General features: G+C 73.7%; 13 protein-coding genes. 3 read left to right on the forward strand and 10 right to left on the reverse strand.

Annotated elements, in window-relative coordinates; genetic code table 11:
- Positions 1-3: 3 nt before the first annotated feature.
- Positions 4-1,554 carry a carboxylesterase/lipase family protein gene (locus tag ACZ6W9_RS01530; RefSeq protein WP_389958647.1) on the reverse strand — a complete coding sequence of 517 codons (1,551 nt, stop codon included), beginning with the start codon at positions 1,552-1,554 and terminating at the stop codon, positions 4-6.
- A gap of 154 nt (positions 1,555-1,708) precedes the next feature.
- Positions 1,709-2,461, reverse strand: coding sequence for an SDR family NAD(P)-dependent oxidoreductase (locus ACZ6W9_RS01535; RefSeq protein WP_389958650.1), 753 nt, complete (start codon positions 2,459-2,461; stop codon positions 1,709-1,711).
- Positions 2,462-2,574: 113 nt separating this feature from the next.
- On the opposite strand from ACZ6W9_RS01535, the gene ACZ6W9_RS01540 reads away from it, so the two are divergent.
- Positions 2,575-2,976: a VOC family protein gene (locus tag ACZ6W9_RS01540; protein WP_389958653.1), complete on the forward strand. Its 402-nt coding sequence runs from the start codon at positions 2,575-2,577 to the stop codon at positions 2,974-2,976.
- A gap of 89 nt (positions 2,977-3,065) precedes the next feature.
- Positions 3,066-3,941, forward strand: coding sequence for a sugar kinase (locus ACZ6W9_RS01545; protein WP_470116538.1), 876 nt, complete (start codon positions 3,066-3,068; stop codon positions 3,939-3,941).
- A 60-nt stretch (positions 3,942-4,001) separates the two neighbouring features.
- On the opposite strand, the gene ACZ6W9_RS01550 is transcribed toward ACZ6W9_RS01545, so the two are convergent.
- The 3 genes from ACZ6W9_RS01550 to ACZ6W9_RS01560 all read right to left on the reverse strand — a co-directional run bounded on the left by ACZ6W9_RS01550 (position 4,002) and on the right by ACZ6W9_RS01560 (position 6,400).
- Positions 4,002-4,394 carry an RpnC/YadD family protein gene (locus tag ACZ6W9_RS01550; protein WP_470116539.1) on the reverse strand — a complete coding sequence of 131 codons (393 nt, stop codon included), beginning with the start codon at positions 4,392-4,394 and terminating at the stop codon, positions 4,002-4,004.
- A 157-nt stretch (positions 4,395-4,551) separates the two neighbouring features.
- Positions 4,552-5,706, reverse strand: a complete 1,155-nt coding sequence (locus ACZ6W9_RS01555) for a sensor histidine kinase (RefSeq protein ID WP_389958661.1) — start codon at positions 5,704-5,706, stop codon at positions 4,552-4,554.
- 37 nt (positions 5,707-5,743) lie between these two features.
- Positions 5,744-6,400, reverse strand: a complete 657-nt coding sequence (locus ACZ6W9_RS01560) for a response regulator transcription factor (protein WP_362929395.1) — start codon at positions 6,398-6,400, stop codon at positions 5,744-5,746.
- A 172-nt stretch (positions 6,401-6,572) separates the two neighbouring features.
- Between ACZ6W9_RS01560 and ACZ6W9_RS01565 the strand changes: the two genes are divergently transcribed.
- Complete coding sequence (locus tag ACZ6W9_RS01565; RefSeq protein WP_389958664.1) at positions 6,573-8,003, forward strand: hypothetical protein; 1,431 nt, start codon at positions 6,573-6,575, stop codon at positions 8,001-8,003.
- Here the strand turns inward: ACZ6W9_RS01565 and ACZ6W9_RS01570 are convergent.
- The 5 genes from ACZ6W9_RS01570 to ACZ6W9_RS01590 form a co-directional block, all read right to left on the reverse strand.
- A complete protein-coding gene (locus ACZ6W9_RS01570) occupies positions 8,000-8,764 on the reverse strand; it encodes an acetoacetate decarboxylase family protein (RefSeq protein ID WP_389958666.1) in 765 nt (254 codons plus the stop codon). The genes ACZ6W9_RS01565 and ACZ6W9_RS01570 overlap by 4 nt on opposite strands.
- Positions 8,765-9,025: 261 nt before the next feature.
- On the reverse strand, positions 9,026-10,132 hold the full coding sequence (locus ACZ6W9_RS01575) for a glycosyltransferase (protein WP_470116540.1): 1,107 nt from the start codon (positions 10,130-10,132) through the stop codon (positions 9,026-9,028).
- Positions 10,133-10,181: 49 nt separating this feature from the next.
- Complete coding sequence (locus tag ACZ6W9_RS01580) at positions 10,182-12,386, reverse strand: acyltransferase family protein (protein ID WP_470116541.1); 2,205 nt, start codon at positions 12,384-12,386, stop codon at positions 10,182-10,184.
- Between the two features lie 420 nt (positions 12,387-12,806).
- Entirely contained in the window at positions 12,807-14,384 is a 1,578-nt protein-coding gene (locus ACZ6W9_RS01585) for an LCP family protein (RefSeq protein ID WP_389958674.1), read from the reverse strand.
- Positions 14,385-14,539: 155 nt separating this feature from the next.
- A complete protein-coding gene (locus ACZ6W9_RS01590) occupies positions 14,540-16,129 on the reverse strand; it encodes a hypothetical protein (protein WP_470116542.1) in 1,590 nt (529 codons plus the stop codon).
- Positions 16,130-16,370: the final 241 nt, after the last annotated feature.

The raw sequence follows: 16,370 nt of genomic DNA on the forward strand, positions 1-16,370 counted from the left end.
AGGTTATTCCCAGAGGTCCAGCCGGTGCCCGGCCGCGTAGTCGACCGGCCGTATCGCGTCCGGCGCGAGCGACAGGGTGCTCCGGGGGCCCTCGGACAGGCGGGGCCACGCGGGCAGGCCGGGGCCGTTCGGCGACCCGGTGCGGGCGAAGTTCGTCCAGTAGCCGGTCATCCGGTCCGCCAGCCGCGACTGGGCGGCCGTCAGCCGGGCCTTCCTCTCCGGGAAGAGGTACGGCAGGTCGGAGGCGTGGTAGGCGCCCCAGTCGAAGTCCGCCTCCAGCGGCAGGAACATCGGCGCGTCCCGGTCGGCGAACTCGTAGCCGTAGACGGGGACGTGCCGGGCCAGCAGCGTGTTCTGCTCGTGCACGCCCCTGGCCCACATCCGGTCGGTCATCACCGCGGCCCACGCCTCGCCGGGGGAGCGGTAGGAGGAGGGCGGGTACTCCCGCATCACCCGCGCGGCGTCGTCGCCGAACGCCTCGGCGACCAGTGTGCCGTACTGCCCGGCGGTCATCGGCGCGCCCGCCGCGTCGTAGTTCAGCCCGACGAAGAGCCGGTGCTCGTCACGGGTCGCGCCCGCGAGCACCGGCACCCGGTGGAAGCGCCCCGCGCGGATCGCCTCCGCGGGGGAGACGGGGAGCACCTCGTTGCCGTAGGCGTACGCCTGGAAGACGTTCATGATCTGCGGCACCGCGAGGATGTCCTCCACGGGCAGCGCGCGCAGGCACGCGAGGTCCCGGCAGCCGAGCTTCTCCGCGTACACGCGGCCCAGCGCCTCGACCTCCGCGGTGCCGCGCCAGGCGAACGAGGGCGCGGCGGGCAGGCCGGGGAACATGCTGCCGGCGGGCATGTCCATCATGGTCTCGCCGCTCTGCATGATGGCCCGCCGGAACAGTCCCCGGGCTCCGGGCGAGGTGAGCTGGCCGCCGATGGACAGGGCGCCGTAGGAGACGCCGAACACCGTGACGTTCGACGGGTCGCCGCCGAAGGAGGAGATGTTGCGCCGGACCCAGCGCAGCGCCGCCTGCTGGTCCTGGAGGCCGTAGGTGCCGGAGTTCGCGAGTCCCGGGTAGCCGAACGCGCCGAACACGCCCAGCCGGTAGTTGATCGTGACGACCACCACGCCCCGCGAGGCGAGGGCGCGCGCGTCGGAGAAGTGGCCCGCGCCGAGCGCGCCGTCGCCGTGGATCCACACCATGACCGGGCGGCCGGTGGCGTGGGCGCGGGGGGTGGTGACGTTGAGGACCAGGCAGTCCTCGTTCGTGCTCGCCGTGTCGGCGTAGTCGGAGCCGACCTGCGGGCACATCGGGCCGGGTTCCGTCGCGTCCCGGACGCCGTCCCAGCGCCTCGCGGGGCCGGGCGACCGCCAGCGTTCCGCGAAGGCGTAGGGGATGCCCTGGAAGACCCGGTGCTCGTCGGTCACCGCGCCGCGCACGGCTCCCGTCTCGACCCGGACGACCGCGGGGTCCGGCCGGCCCGCCGGTGCCCGCCAGGGACCCCCGGCGGGCGGTACGCTGGCCGCCAGCAGCAGCGCTGCGGTGAGAAGAGTTCGCATGCGTCCACGCTCCCGGACGCCCGCCGGGGCGGGAAGGTCCGTCGATCCGGGATCGACCAGGACAGAAGTACCGCCTCCGGGCCGCCCGCCGGTGAGCGGCCCCGAGCGGCCCCGGGCCGGAGGTCCCGGACGTCCCGGGAGGCCCGGCCCGGCTTCAGGCGCTGGCACCGCCGTCGAGGACGAGGTCGAGCCCCACGGCGTAGCCGGCCTCGTCGGAGGCGAGCCAGAGCACGGTGCCGGTGATCTCCTCCAGGGCGCCGACCCGGCCGATCGGCGACTGCTCCTTCATCCGGGCGGCCCGGTCGGCCTCGGCCTCGCCGGGCCGCATCGACATCGGGGTGTCGAACGGGCCGGGGCTGACCGCGTTGACGCGGATGCCCTCGCCGACGCATTCCAGGGCCGCGGTCCTGGTCAGCGCGCTGACCGCGGCCTTGGACGCCGCGTAGGCGCCGAGTCCGGGGATCCTGTGGTGGGCGCCGATGTTGGAGGCGATGTTGACGATCACGCCGCCGCCCCGGGCGCGCATCGCCCCGATCTCGTGCTTCATCGCGAGGAAGACGCCGGTCGCGTTCACGGTGAGGACCCGGGTCCACTCCTCCTCCGAGGTCTCCGCGACCGGGGCGGCGGTGAAGGTCCCGGCGTTGTTGACCGCGACGTCCAGGCCGCCGAACCGGCCGGTGATCCCGTCGACGAGCGCGGCCACGTCCGCCTCGCGGGTCAGGTCGGCGGTGAACGCGGCGGCCCTGCCGCCCTCGGCCTCGGCCAGCTCGACGGTCCGCTCCAGGGACTCCCGGCGGCGACCGGCCACCGCCACGGCCGCGCCCTCCCGCGCGAATCCCAGGGCGACGGCCCGCCCGATGCCGGACCCTCCGCCGGTCACCAGCACGACCCTGTCGGTGAATCTCATCTCCCGCGCACCTCTCCTGGACACCGGGGACGCGGCGGCTCCGCCGTACACCCCATGTTTTGGACTGATCGTTACTTTATGATGGCACACGTGATCCCCTCTAGGCTCCCGGGGTGCACATCGACCTTTTCACGATCATCGTCGAGGAGTACGACCCGGCGATCGAGTTCTTCACCGGCGTCCTCGGCTTCGACCTGGTGGAGGACTCTCCGTCGCTGACGAACGACGGGCGCCCCAAGCGGTGGGTCGTCGTGCGGCCGCCCGGCGCCCGGACCGGGATCCTGCTCGCCCGCGCCGACGGGGAACGGCAGTTCGCCGCGGTAGGCGACCAGGCGGCCGGCCGGGTCGGGTTCTTCCTGCGGACGGACGACTTCGACGCCGCCTACGAGCGCATGACCGCCGCCGGGGTCGAGTTCGTCACGCCGCCGCGTGCCGAGCCGTACGGGCACGTCGCAGTGTTCCGTGACATCTCCGGCAACCGGTGGGACCTGCTCGGCCCGGCCCGGCCCCGCTAGAGTTCGGGTCCCGGTCGTTCTCCGGAGCGCCCCTCCGGGCCGGGAAACGATGGCCCATCGGCGTCGTCCGGCGCCGCGAAAGGTTCCACGTGGACGTCTACACCCTCGGCGAGGCCTTCGGCGTCGTCACCAGCGGCCGGATCCGGCACGAGCACGAGGCCAGGCTGGACGTGACGGGGGCCGAGTTCACCGTCGCGGTCGGACTGGCCAGGCTCGGGCACGAGGTGGCGTGGCTGGGCAAGGTGGGCGCCGACGAGTTCGGCGCGCGGATCGTCACCGCGCTGCGCGGGGAGGGCGTGGACGTCTCGGGCGTCCGGGCCGACGAGGGGCTCGCGACCGCGATGCTGACACGGGAGTGCCGTCCCGGGCAGGCGGCCCGGGTCACCCACTACCTGACGGGCACCCGGCTCGCGCAGGGCAACGTCCCGCTGGACCGGATCGCCGCCTCCCGCGTCCTGCACGTCAGCGGGATCACGGCCGCCCTGAACGCGCGGGACGCCCTGCACGTCGCGGTGCGCGCCGCCCGGCTCTCCGGCGTCACTGTCTCGGTGGCCGTCGACTACCGCGAGCGGCTCTGGCCGGACCTGCGGGAGGCCGAGGAGGTCCTCGGCGCGCTCGCCCTGTCGGCCGACGTGCTGTTCGTCCACCAGGCCGAGCTGGACCTGGTCAAATCCGCGCTCACCGGCGACCGGGAGGTCATCGTGATGCGGGGCGCGCGGGGCGCCAGCGTCCGGGTGGACGGCGTGCGCCACGACGCCCCGGGCCGCACCGCTCCCGTGGTCGACCCGGGCGGCTCGGCGGAGGCCTTCACGGCGGGATACCTCAGCGCCCTCCTGGAGAACCTGCACCCGGCCGACCGGCTGCGCCGGGGCACGCTGCTCGCGGCCTTCGCGGCCTCCGGCCCCAGCGACTGGCAGGGCCTGCCCACCCGGGCCGAGCTCCCCCTGCTGGACCTCGGCGGCTGACATGGGTGTCGAGAGGACTCGGATCGAGATCCGTTGACGACCGAATTCGGAAGAACCCCTTCAGCCGAGTAGTTCGTCGATGGAGGCGACGGTGCCCGCGCGGCGTCCCCAGGCTTCGATCCGTTCCAGGTCGGTGCACGCCAGGATGAGCTCCCGGGCGTCCTGGGGCACCTCGATGCCCCGGGCGGTCAGGATGAGCAGCAGCATCTTGGCCTCGCCTCGGACTTCGCCTTCCGCGATGCCTTCCGCGATGCCTTCCGCCTTCCCCTCCGCCTTCCCTTCCGCTTTGCCCTGGCCGTAGTAGTGGCGGGCGTATCGGCTTTTGTACTCGCGGGTTCCGGTGCTCATCATCGCCTCCAGGATCTGCCGGGCCGCTGTGGGAAGCATGGCCAGCACTTCGTCAATATAACCTTGCGCCTGCTCCAACTCGATGTGGTCGAGGGCGTCGAGCATGGCGGCGAAGATCTTGTCGCCGGTGGTGGTGTCGCCGTGGCTGAGAGCCGACAGGACGGCCAGGTGGGGGTTCGCACGGGCTTGGTGGGGGTCGGTGATGGCGGCCTGCTGGACCAGGCCGGCTGAACGGGGCGGCCGAGCCGCCGCGGCGCGGGTGTCAGACGTTCACCTGCGGCAGCTCGACGGCCACCGTGAGCCCGCCCTCCTCGCGGGGCTCGGCGGCCACGGTGCCGCCGTGCGCCTCGGCGACCACCCGGACGATGGACAGCCCGAGACCGCTGCCCCGGTCGGAGCGCAGCCGGTCCCCGTGCAGCCGCCGGAACGGCTCGAAGATCGTTTCTACCTCGTACGGCGGCACGGGCAGCCCGGTGTTGGACACCACCAGCTCGACCCGGTCGGTCCGCCGCCGGGTGGACACCCACACCTGCCCGCCCGCGTGGTTGTGCCGTACCGCGTTCTCCACCAGGTTCTGGACGAGCCGTTCGACCAGCACCGCCTCGCCCGCCGTGGGCGCCGGGTCGAGCAGCCGGTGGACGGTCACCCCCTGCTCCTTCGCCTCACCGGCGGCCAGGTCGAGCACGTGCTCGGCCACGTCGGCCAGGTCGAAGGGACGCCGGTCCAGCACGGCGCGCTCGCCCTCGGCCAGGGCGAGCAGACCGTTGATCAGCCGCTCGTGCCGGGTGTTGACCACCAGCAGGGACTCGCCGAGCCGTTTGACGTCCTCGCTCGCGTCGGGACGCCGGACCGCCACGTCCACCAGGGTGCGGTTGATGGTGAGCGGTGTGCGCAGCTCGTGCGAGGCGTTGGCGATGAACCGCCGCTGCCCGTCGAAGGAGCGGGACAGCCGGGCCAGGACGAGGTCGACGGTGTCGGCGAGCTCCTTGATCTCGTCGGCCGGTCCCTCGTGCGCGATGCGTTCGGCGAGGTCGTGGCTCTGGGAGACGCGCAGCGCGCTCGCCGTGACCGTCCGGACGGGGCGCAGCGCCCAGCCGCCCGCCCGCCAGCCGGCCGCCGCGGCCAGCCCGCCGCCCGCGAGGACCGCGGCACCGCCCCAGGTCAGCACGTTCTTGATCGTGTTGTCCTGGTAGACGCGCCTGATCTGCGCGGCCCGCTGACCGGCGATGTAGTACTCCTCGCTGCCGGGCCAGTGGGTCTTCCCCGCGACGCGGATCCACTCGGGCTGCCGGAGCCCGTCACGCGGCTCCAGGCTCTGCCGTACGACGAGGGCGAGCGCGGCGACCAGGACGATCCCGACGAGGACGAACACTCCGCCGCAGGCGAGGGCGAACCGAAGCCTGACACTGCTCTTCATGGGCTCCTCCGGTGTGGGGGCTCCGCCCTGGGGGAGGTCACGGGATCCGGTACCCCGCCCCGGTGACGGTCTCGATGACCGGCGGGTCGCCGAGCTTGCGGCGCAGTTTCATCATCGTCGTGCGAACCGTGTTGGTGAACGGGTCGATGTGCTCGTCCCACACCTTCTCCAGCAGCGTCTCGGCGGAGACGACCGCCCCGCGGGCGCGCAGCAGCTCGGCCAGCACGCCGAACTCCTTCCGCGCCAGCGGCACGTAGCGGCCGTCCCGGAACACCTGCCGGTGCGCCCAGTCCAGGCGTACGCCCGCCCGCTCCAGGATCGGCGGGTCGGCCGCGCGGACCCGCCGGCCCAGCGCGTGGACCCGCGCCACCAGCTCCTCGAACGCGAACGGCTTGGGCAGGTAGTCGTCCGCGCCGAGCGACAGCCCCGCCACCCTGGAGCGCACGTCCCCCGACGCGGTGAGCATGAGGACCCGCACGGCCGCGGCGTCGGCCACCACGGCCCGGCACACCTCGTCGCCGTGCAGGCCCGGCAGGTCCCGGTCCAGGATCAGCACGTCGTAGTCGTGGACCCGCACGCGCTCCAGCGCCGCCTCGCCGTCGTAGGCGACGTCCACGGCGAGCGCCTCCCCGCGCAGCCCCTCCGCGATCGAGTCGGCGAGCATCCGCTCGTCCTCGGCGACCAGTACCCGCAACGTGCTGCCCCCCATGCCATCGACGTCGTGCGATGCCGTCAGATCGCGCCACCATGCCAGCAACGCCATAACGCGGACATAACCGGATCAGGTGACGACGAGTTTATCGATCGATCGTTTCAGTTCTCCTTCGAAGCCGGGAACCGCCCGGCTCCGAACCGGGGGACCTTCCATGCTCACCTCAACGGCCGGCGTCCGGATCGAACCCGTCATCTCCCCGGGCGGCGCGCGGCACCGCCTGCGCCGGGTGCTCGACACAGGGCACGGCCTGTTCGCCGTCGTGATCGCTTCGGCGGCGGCACTGCGCGCGGTCGTCATGCTCGGCTACGACACCGCCCAGCTCTACTGGTACGACTCGTTCACCTACCTGGACACGGCCGTCCACCTGAAGCCCGGCGGCGCGTTCCACCCCGCCGGCTATCCGGTGCTCCTGTGGCTGCTCCGGCCGTTCCACAGCGTCGCGCTGGTGGCGGGCGTGCAACACGTCCTGGGGCTCGGCATGGGCCTGATGATCTATCTCCTGCTGCGCCGCCGCTCGCTGCCCGCGTGGGGCGCGACCCTGGCCACGCTGCCCGTGCTGTTCAACCCGGCGTTCCTCCGGCTCGAACACGCCGTGCTCTCCGACACCCAGGTCACGTTCCTGGTCATCGCCGCGCTGACGGTCGTCATGTGGCGGGAGAAGCCCTCGCTGCGGTCGGCCGCCGCGGCCGGGGCGCTGCTGGCGGCGGCCGGGCTCACCCGGACGGCCGCGGTGCCGCTGCTCGCCCTGTTCGCGCTCCACCTGGTGCTGCGGCGGGCCGGGTGGCGGCGGGTGGTCGCGCTGGTGCTCGCGGGAACGCTGCCGCTCGCCGCCTACGCGGGCTGGTACCGGCAGCACCACGGGCGCTTCGCGCTCAGCGGCTCGGACGGCGTGGCGCTGTGGGCGCGCACCATGACGTTCGCCGACTGCTCGGAGATCAGGCCGCCGGCCGCCGAGGCGCGCCTCTGCCCGAACGGCACCGTCGTCGACGCGGCCTCGGAGTACGTGTGGGCCGCGGGCGCCTCGCTCAACCGGCTGCCGGGGGACCGGTTCTCCCACAACGATCTGGCCAGGTCGTTCGCGCTGCGCGCCATCGCCGCCCAGCCGTTCGACTACCTGCGCGAGGTCGCCGCCGACGCGTCGCTCGCGTTCGCGTGGACGCCGGTGCGCCACCCGAAGCGGATCGTCCCGGCCCTGACGTTCCCGGCCGGTTCCTGGCCGCTGCCGTCGTTCCCGCTGATCGATCATGTCCGGGGTGAGTACGATCCCGCCATCCGGGGGATGTCGTCCGTCGCGCCGTACGACGCGTTCCTCGCGGCGTACCGCTACCCGGAGGTCCTGCACGGCCCGCTGTTCGCGGTGCTGCTGCTGCTCGGCGGGCTTGGTGCGATCGGACGGCGGCGTGCCGCCCTGCTGCCGTGGGCCGTGGCGATGTTCCTGTTCCTCGGGCCGATCGCCGCGCTCGACTTCGACCACCGCTACATGCTGCCCGCGATCCCGGTGGCGTGCGCCGCCGCGGCCCTGGGCGCGGCCGGCCTGTGGCGCACCCGCTTCGGCCGCCGCCGGTCCCTCCCCGAGACCTAGAGGGTCTTGGCCTCCTCGAAGCGCATGGTCACGTGTGCGGCCGTGGCGGTCAGGAGGGCGCCGCCGGGCAGGCCCAGCTCGCTCAGCTCCCTGGCGACGGGGTGGTTGCCCAGGCGGATGAGGGCGCCCGCCGGCCGTACCCGTCCGCCGCGCGGCGTCACCGACCAGGGAACGCGGCGGGTGACGCCGTCCTGGTGGGTGTAGGCGTCGGTGGAGGCGGTCAGGGCGGGCGCGGGCACCGGGACGCCGGGACGCAGCAGGAGGTCCAGCACCAGGCGGCCGTCCTGGCGGACGACGCACCGTTTGTAGGGGGACGACACGCGCAGGTCGATGTCGGCCAGCTCCTTGGGGAAACCCCAGATCGTACGGCCGGCCTCCAGGGTGAACCCCTGGTCGACGGGGAGCCAGTGGACGAACAGCCCCGCCCCGGCCCGCAGCGGTTCCGAAAGGCCGTGACGCAGGCCGTGACGTAGGCCGTGACGCAGGCCACGGCGGCGGGGCATCGGGCCCGCCTCCGGCGGCCGGATCAGGAAGGTCATCCCGAACTCGTGGTAGGCCCCCAGGTCCCCCTCGGTGTAGTCCAGGAACGCCAGCGTGCACAGCGCCTTGCCGGGAAGCACCTCGACGACGTCGAGCCCCGAGTAGGCGATCACGGCGCGGGCCGCGTCGGCACGGACCAGGTAGGAAGCCGTGCAGGCCATGGCGTCCTGGACGCGGACCGGTGTGGCGACCTCGCGGCCCTGGATCAGATGGCGTGCCATGGCTCCACTAGACCAATCCTCGATTCTCCCGTCGCTTCCGTTTGGCATACCCGCGAAGAACGCGGCATGCACGCGTCGGGGGACGAACTCCGCGGACGGTCGGACGACCGGACGGGCGGGGGCGCGGGGGCAAGCGGTCAGACGAGCAGGGGGCGGGCGGTCAGGCGGGCGGGGACGCGGTCAGGGGCGGCGCGGTCGGAGGGCGGGCGGTCAGGCGGGGCGGAGGCGCGGGGATTGGCGGTCAGGCGGGCGGGGACGCGGTCAGGCGGGCAGGGGGTGGGGACGGGCGGGCGCCGGGGCGGCGCCCGCCGCGGCCCAGCCCTCCAGCAGCTCGACGAACCCGCCCGAGTGGTCGGCCCAGTCGTGGCGGTGCAGCGCCTCCCGGTACCCGCGCGCGCCCATGTCCGCCGCCCGGCCGGGGTCGTCCCGAAGCGTCAGCACGGCGCGCAGCGCGGCGTCCACGTCGCCGAAGGGCACCACCACGCCGCAGCCGGTCCGCTCGACCGCCGCGGCGGCGGCCGGGGCGGGGGTGGTGATCACCGGGAGCCCCCGGGCCATGTACTCGACGACCTCGACGGGCATGGCCCGCCCGGCGCCGGGCAGGTCGCGCGGGAGCGAGAGCCCGGCCAGGGCGCCCTCGGCCATCCGCGTCGCGTGCCGGTCGGGCACGTGGCCGTACCAGTCGAGCAGGCCCGCCCGCTGCGCGTCGCGGACCGCCGGGCGTACCTCCGGGTCGGCCTCGCCGATCAGGTCCGTCCTGATCCCGTACGGCGCCAGCCGCCGGGCCAGCTCGACCAGCTCGGCCACGCCGCCGTCCGCGCGGAGCCGGCCCAGGTGGACGACCCGTGCGCCGGCGGGCGGCCGGGGCGGCCGGCCGGGCACGCGGGCGGCGCCGGGGACCACGGGGTGGGACAGCTCGAACCGCTCCCGCAGGGAGTCGTCGGCCAGGATCAGGTGGACGCGGCGCTCGGCGCGGGACTCGGCGAGGCGGAGCAGCGGGTGCGGGAGCCCGGGGAACGGGCCCGCCGCCCGAGGACCGGCGGCGTCGTCGCGGACGTCCCAGACGGTGACGGGGCGGCGGCGGGGCAACCGGAGCAGCGACGCGAGGTCGCAGACGAGGAGCAGGTCGGCGTCCTCGGCCCCGCGCCGCAGCGCTCCGCGCACCGCCCGCAGCGCCCGGCCGCGGTGGGCGCCGAGCGCGCGCGGGACGTCGATCGCGCGGATCCCGGGGATCGGGGTGACGTTGCAGTCGGTGAAGGGGGCGACATAGGTGATCTCGTGCCCCGCGTCGAGGAGGGCCCGGATCTGCCTGTGCATGATCCGGGCGTCCTCGGGATGGTGGATGATCGTCCCGACACATACCCTCATATGCCGATGCTGGATGGAGCTTCGGTCGTCGGCGGGTGTGCCGGGTTAATCACCGGGGAAGCCGGGCTGAACTCTCCCCGCGGGCGGGCCCGGCGGCCGGGTCGGCGGGCGTCGCGGCGGCGGGCATGTCCGCGGCGGGCACCGTCGGGGGCGGGGACGTCGGCTGCCCGGCCGGGCGCCGGTAGAGCCACACCAGACGCGGCTCCAGCAGCCACTTGAAGACCGTGCGGGTCACCGGCAGGCAGAGGATGATCGCCAGCACCAGCGCGCTGGAGGCGATCGCGATCACGCCCAGCGGGCCGTACAGCCAGGGGAAGCTCAGCCACTTCTGGTCCTTGGCGACGAGTACGACGACGCCGTGCAGCAGGTAGGCGTAGAGGGTGCGGGTGCCGAGGTCGGAGAACCACGTCCGCCGCCGCGGCACCACCGCCAGCAGCGCCACCGACAGCGCCAGCCCGGCCAGCAGCATCGCGCCGCGCACGCCGAGCCCGAGCCACCAGCTCATGTCCATGGACTTGAAGCTGTAGCGGTAGTAGACCGGCTTGAGGCTGACGTGCGGGGCGATGAGGATCGCCCCCGCGGCGCCTCCGGCCAGCACGATCCCGCCGGTGATCCGCACCCACAGCGGCTTGAGCAGGTCGAAGTGCTCCGGCTTGAGCACCAGGCCGATCACGTAGAAGGGGAGCAGGCCGAAGAAGCGGTCGATGCTGAAGTCACCGGAGATCTCCGAGAAGCCGGCGACCATGGAGATGACGAGTGCGACGAGCACCGGCTGCCGCATGCGGTTCCAGATGGGCGTGGAGATCCGCCACAGCACCAGGGCGAGCAGATACCAGTTCAGCCACGCCGGGTCGATGATCGTCAGGGACCACTTCTGGCCGACCGCGAAGCGCAGCAGCGCGTACCCCAGCTCCACGACCGCGTACGGCACCAGCATGGTGTCGACCAGCTTGTTGATCTTGGCGTTGGAGTTCCAGAAGTTGCGCCCGAGATAGCCGCTGACCAGCACGAACGCGGGCATGTGGAACGTGTAGATGAAGAGGTACGCGGCCTTGGACGAGTGCGCCGCCAGGGTGGGCACCAGCGAGTGGCCGGTCACCACCAGGGCGATCAGGACGAACTTGACGTTGTCGAGGTACGGCTCGCGCTTCTTCTTCGCCGGAGGGGCGGGAGGCTCCTCCACGGGCCGGGGCTCCTCGTCCGCCTCGGGGTAGTGGCCCCAGTGCGACAGCCGGGTCTGCGGTTTGTCCCAGTAGGAGAACGGCCGCTCGCCGGCTCCGGTCTCCGGCGGTGCCGGGGCGGAGGCCGCCGACGCCCACGCCGGGATGTGCGCGCCCGCGGACGCCGGCGTCCAGGCCGGGTCCAGCGGGTCCGGCGTCCGCCCGGCGGGGGCGCTCCGCGTGCTCTGCGCGCCCCGGGGGTCCGGGACACCGCCCAGAGGGTCCGGGAGACCGCGCCGGGAATCCGGGACACCGCCTCGGCCGTCCTGGAGACCGCCCCGGGGGGCGGCGTCCGGCGTCCAGGGGTCCTGGGCCGTCCGGCCGGGATACGGCGTCCGCGCCCGCGGCGGGTCCCACGGCTCCTCGACGCCGGCCGGCGCCCACGGCTCCTCCACCCCGGACGGCGCCCAGGGCTCCCCGGCCCCGGACGGAGCCCAGCCGTCCCGCGGAGTGGGCGACTCGGTCCCCCAGCCGGGGGCCTCGCCGCGGCCGGACGCCGGAGCGTGCCGGCCCGGGGCCTCGTGGAAGCCGTGAGCCTCCCGGGCCGGGGTCTCATGGAGGCCGTGGGCCTCCCCGCGCGGGGACTCGTGCGCCCCGTGGGCGTGCCGGCCCGGAGCCTCGTGCGGGCCGGGCGCCGCGGAGCCCGGGGAGCCCCACGAGGAGGCGGACCCGGAGGGGTTCCGGGGGGAGTCGGGCGCCGGGGAGCCCCAGGAGGGGGCGTCCGGCTCCTGGGCGGGCTCACGGTAGGGCGGGTAGCCCCACATGGTGACCTCGCCGGCCTCCTCGTCCCGCTCGTCCCCCCGGTTGTTCCGGTTGTCCCGGTCGTCCCCGAGAGGGTCCCGGCCGTCTCCGTGGTGACCCCGGCCGCCGCCACGGCGGCCCCTGCCGCCCCCGTCCGGCGGCTCCGGCCAGGAGGGCTGGGGCGTCTCGGACGCCGGCCGCCGGCCGGACGCCCGGTCCTGCCCGCCGCCGGACCCGCCGGGGCCGTCGTCTCGGGGAGCCGGTACCTGGAAGGGGAATCGGGGATCACTCACGGGGCAAACGCTCGGCTATCTCTCGGAGGAAGGCGGACGGTGGGCTCGATCGTCTCTCTGAAGCGGGAGCGGTGGGTCGTGCCGGCGGGACGCCCGGGGATCGCCGAGGGATGCGGCAGAGTGGGATCCGCCTCGCCGACCCGACAACCCTAGACCGGGAACGCGGCCGATGTCGCACAACGGCCCCGGTGGACACAGGGTTCTCCGGAAAACGTGACCTGGTGCCCAGCTCGTCGTGACCCGGTCCGCGTCGCCCGGCGTGGCCTCGTGCGTCCGGCCCGGCGCGGGCCGGAGCCCGGCGTCCGGGGCGGCGCCCGCGACGGGGCGCCGTGCCGCGCACCGGACGCGGGCGACGGTGCGCCGGGCACGGCGCGGCACGCCTCCGGCGCCGTCCCGCGCGCCGGAGGCGGGTTCCACGGGTCACTGGCAGGGGTCGGTCTTGCTGTCGACGACGTTGCCCTTGAGAGAGTCGGGGATCTTGGCGGGGACGCGGACGCCCTTCCAGTCGGCGCCGATGACCAGCTGGATGATCGGGCCCTTGGGCGGCGCGGTGACCGGGATGGTCGGCGCGTAGTTCTGCACGTTGGTACCCCGCATCTTGCCCGCGACGGGGGTGAGCTTGTCGCCGGAGAGCCGCAGGGCCAGCGCGTCGCCGTACGCGGGGCCCTCGGTCTCGGCCTTGGCGTAGCGGACCGAGGTGGTGGGGACCCCGGTGGCCGGGCCGGCGTTGCCGACCTGGGTCACCACGAAGCCCTGGGCGACCAGCTTGGTGGCGACCTCGCTGGCCACACCGAACCTGCCGGTGCCGTTCAGCACCTGGACCCGGACCTGCTCGTTCTTCACCTTCGGTTTGGCGGCGTCCTTGGCCGGCGGGGTCACCTCGGTGTCGGCGCGGATCGCCTCGAACAGGGTGGCGGCCTCGGGCTTCCAGACGACCCGGTTCTTGTCGGCCGGGTCGGGCATCCACGGGACGGTGATGGCCTGCAGGCCCTTGGCGGTGAGCTTCTTCGCGCTCTGGGCGATCTCCATCATGCGGTTGACGTTGAGGTGACTGTCCATGGTGAGCGAGCCGGCCGCGGCCTGCAGGAAGGAGTTCAGCTTGATCGGGTCGGTCAGCAGGTCGGAGCTGGTGGCCTTCTTCATCACCTGGTTGAGGAAGACCTGCTGCCGCTTGATCCGGCTGAGGTCGCTGCCGTCGCCCATCTGGTAGCGGGCCCGGACGTAGGCGAGGGCGGTCTCGCCCTTCACGACGTGGGTGCCGGCCTTGAGGTTCAGCTTGGCCTTGGGATCCACCACGTCCTTGGAGACACAGATCGGCACGCCGTCCAGCGCGTCCACGATGTTCTTGAACCCGGAGAAGTCGACCTTGACGAAGTGGTCGATGTGGATCTGGGTCAGCGACTCGATCGTCCGCCACGTGCAGGCGATGCCGCCCTCGTTGAACGTCGCGTTGATCATTTTGAGACCGGGGGGAATGAGCGCCTTGGTCTGGGGGCTGCGGCACTGCGGGACCTGGACCATGGAGTCCCGGGGGAAGCTGAGCAGGGTCGCCCTGTCGCGGTCCGGGGAGATGTGGAGCAGCATGATCGTGTCGGTCCGCTCGCCCAGGCCCTGCATGTGCTGGCCGTACCTCTTGTTGCCGGCGCCCTCGCGGGAGTCGGAGCCGACGATGAGCACGTTGAGCGCGCCGGTCTCCGGAGGGCGGTTGTTGCCGAGCTCGTCGTCGATGTTCTGCTTCTGAAACTTGCCCTCGATGTCGTGATAAACCTTGTAGCCGCCCAGGGACCCGGCGACCAGCAGGCCGGTCACCCCGATGCCGATCCAGCGGCTCAGGCCCAGCCCGCCGCGCCGCGGTGACCTTCCGGACGAGCGGCGGGACGCCGGGGGCTCCTCGGGCGGAGGCCGGTCGTCGCCGCCCGACCGCCGCGCGGCCCTGCGGCCGGGCCCGGTGGGCTCGGCCCTGCGGTCCTTCACAGCGACTTGCCGATGGTCGCTCATGCGATCTCCTCGCCTGGCGGCAACGTCCGGTGCTGTCTCAGCTCGCTCATTGCGCCCAAAGAGTAGGTCACGAGACGAGTGCCGGACGACATGATGATGTGAACTTGGTCATGACAGCCCTGACAGCCCCCGTGAATGATCCGCGGACAGCATACTCAGATACGGACATTTCTTGGAATGTTATGTAACGAAGGTTTAGAGGCCACAAAAGCGGCGGCAAGGCAGGCCGCCGGTACGGCGGGCAGCACGTAGCGGTAGTCGAACTCCGCCACCGCGGGGGGCATGACCAGCAACGACACCGCCGTCGCCCACGGCAGCGGCCACACCGCCGACCCGGCCCCGGCCGCCTCCCCAGCCGCCTTCACGGGTCCCCGCCGCAGCCGCCACGAGCGCCCCGCCGGACCCCGTCGCAGCCGCCACGACCCCCCGGTACGGCCCCCGGCCGGGCTCCCCGGATCCGTCGCACCGCCCCGCGGCCTCCGCCGCAGCCACCGCGCCGCCGCCGTCACCGGCGGGACGAGGACGATCACCAGCACCGCCGTGCCGGGCAGCCGGGCGACGCGCTGGTAGGCGCGCATCCAGCCCGCGTACGGCTCGGCGATCCGGACGTCGATCGGCCCCCGCTCGTAGCGCCGGGCGAACTCGGCGCCCACCGTGGCCGGGTAACGGCCCGGGGGCGGGGGCGGCGTCGCGGGGAACTCGTAGTAGCCGTAGACCTCCGCGTCGGGGTAGACCGGGCGGCCCGGGGTGAAGGAGCGGGCCAGCTCCGACAGCACCGAGCCGAGGTAGTCGAGCGGCTGGCGGGCGATGGCCAGCGACGCGAACCGCCCGGCCAGCGCCTCGTTCTCCTCGGTGAAGGTGATTCCGGGCAGCCTGACCAGCGGCGAGTCCTTGCTCCAGACGTACTCCTGGGCCGGGGGCCGCTCCGCGGGCGGGCGCGGGTCGCACAGCACCGCCAGGTCGGCCGGCGGCCTCATCACCGCGCAGTCGGCGAAGGTCATCGTCTTGCCGTACAGGAAGACGCCGTTCGCGCCCACCAGGCCGAACCGCTGGTAGGTGGCGTGGAACCAGAGGCCGTACCCGGCGATCGGCACCAGCGCCGCGGCGACCATCACCCCGGCGGTGAGCACCCGGCCCCGCGCCCGGTAGATCAGCCAGGCCGCGAAGAGCGCGACCAGCGGCAGGCCGACCGTCCTGGTCAGCGTCGCCGCCGCCACCAGCAGGCCGATCCCGCCCGCCGCCACCAGCCCTCCCGCCCGGATCCCCGGCACGCCGGACCCGCCCGCCGTACGGCTCCGCGCACCGGACGGGCCCCGGCCTAGGTCGGACGAACCAGACGGAACCGGTCCGGTCGCCCGGGACACGGCGAGGCATACGGCCGACATGACCAGAGTGGCGAACAATGTGTCTGAGACGAGCAGGTGCTCCAGCTCGATCTGGTAGGCGTCCAGGAGCGGAGGAACCGACGCGAGCACCGCCGCCCAGCCCGGGGCGCCCAGCCGCCGGGCGGTGAGGTAGACGAGCACGCCGACCAGGAGACCCAGCAGGTGCTGGACCGACGCGACGAGGGCGAAGCTGTGGAAGGGCTCGAACAGCCGCAGGAACATGGAGTATCCGGCCGGCCGGACCAGGTCGGGCCGGGGCCGCAGGGCGGTGACGACGTAGGTGTAGGAGTCGGGGAACCACAGCGCGGGCCGGTATCCCAGCACGGTGACCACCCGCAGGGCGGTCCCGAGGCCCAGCACGCCCAGAAACCACCGGTGACGCCGCACCCCTCGGGTCACGCCGCGCGGGAGCCGTCCACGCGCCCACCCGCCCGCCTCCCGCAGGAAACGCCGGTATCGCCGCACCCGCCCGCCCACGTCCAGCCCCCTTCGCGCGCTGCGTACGCTACCGGCTCCGACCCGGGCCCCGCGCCCGGCGCGACACCCGGCCCCGTGTCCGGTGTCACGCCGGACGCGACCCCCGGGCCGGCGGCCGGTGTGA

It is taken from the genome of Streptosporangium sp. NPDC053982 (assembly GCF_055585205.1).

Excerpts from the sequence above, each read along its gene's own strand:
- ACZ6W9_RS01535 (WP_389958650.1), bottom strand. The coding sequence starts at position 2,461 with ATGAGATTCACCGACAGGGTCGTGCTGGTGACCGGCGGAGGGTCCGGC.
- ACZ6W9_RS01575 (WP_470116540.1), bottom strand. The coding sequence starts at position 10,132 with ATGAGGGTATGTGTCGGGACGATCATCCACCATCCCGAGGACGCCCGG.
- ACZ6W9_RS01565 (WP_389958664.1), top strand. The coding sequence starts at position 6,573 with ATGCTCACCTCAACGGCCGGCGTCCGGATCGAACCCGTCATCTCCCCG.
- ACZ6W9_RS01585 (WP_389958674.1), bottom strand. The coding sequence starts at position 14,384 with ATGAGCGACCATCGGCAAGTCGCTGTGAAGGACCGCAGGGCCGAGCCC.
- ACZ6W9_RS01570 (WP_389958666.1), bottom strand. The coding sequence starts at position 8,764 with ATGGCACGCCATCTGATCCAGGGCCGCGAGGTCGCCACACCGGTCCGC.
- ACZ6W9_RS01530 (WP_389958647.1), bottom strand. The coding sequence starts at position 1,554 with ATGCGAACTCTTCTCACCGCAGCGCTGCTGCTGGCGGCCAGCGTACCG.
- ACZ6W9_RS01555 (WP_389958661.1), bottom strand. The coding sequence starts at position 5,706 with ATGAAGAGCAGTGTCAGGCTTCGGTTCGCCCTCGCCTGCGGCGGAGTG.
- ACZ6W9_RS01550 (WP_470116539.1), bottom strand. The coding sequence starts at position 4,394 with ATGCTCGACGCCCTCGACCACATCGAGTTGGAGCAGGCGCAAGGTTAT.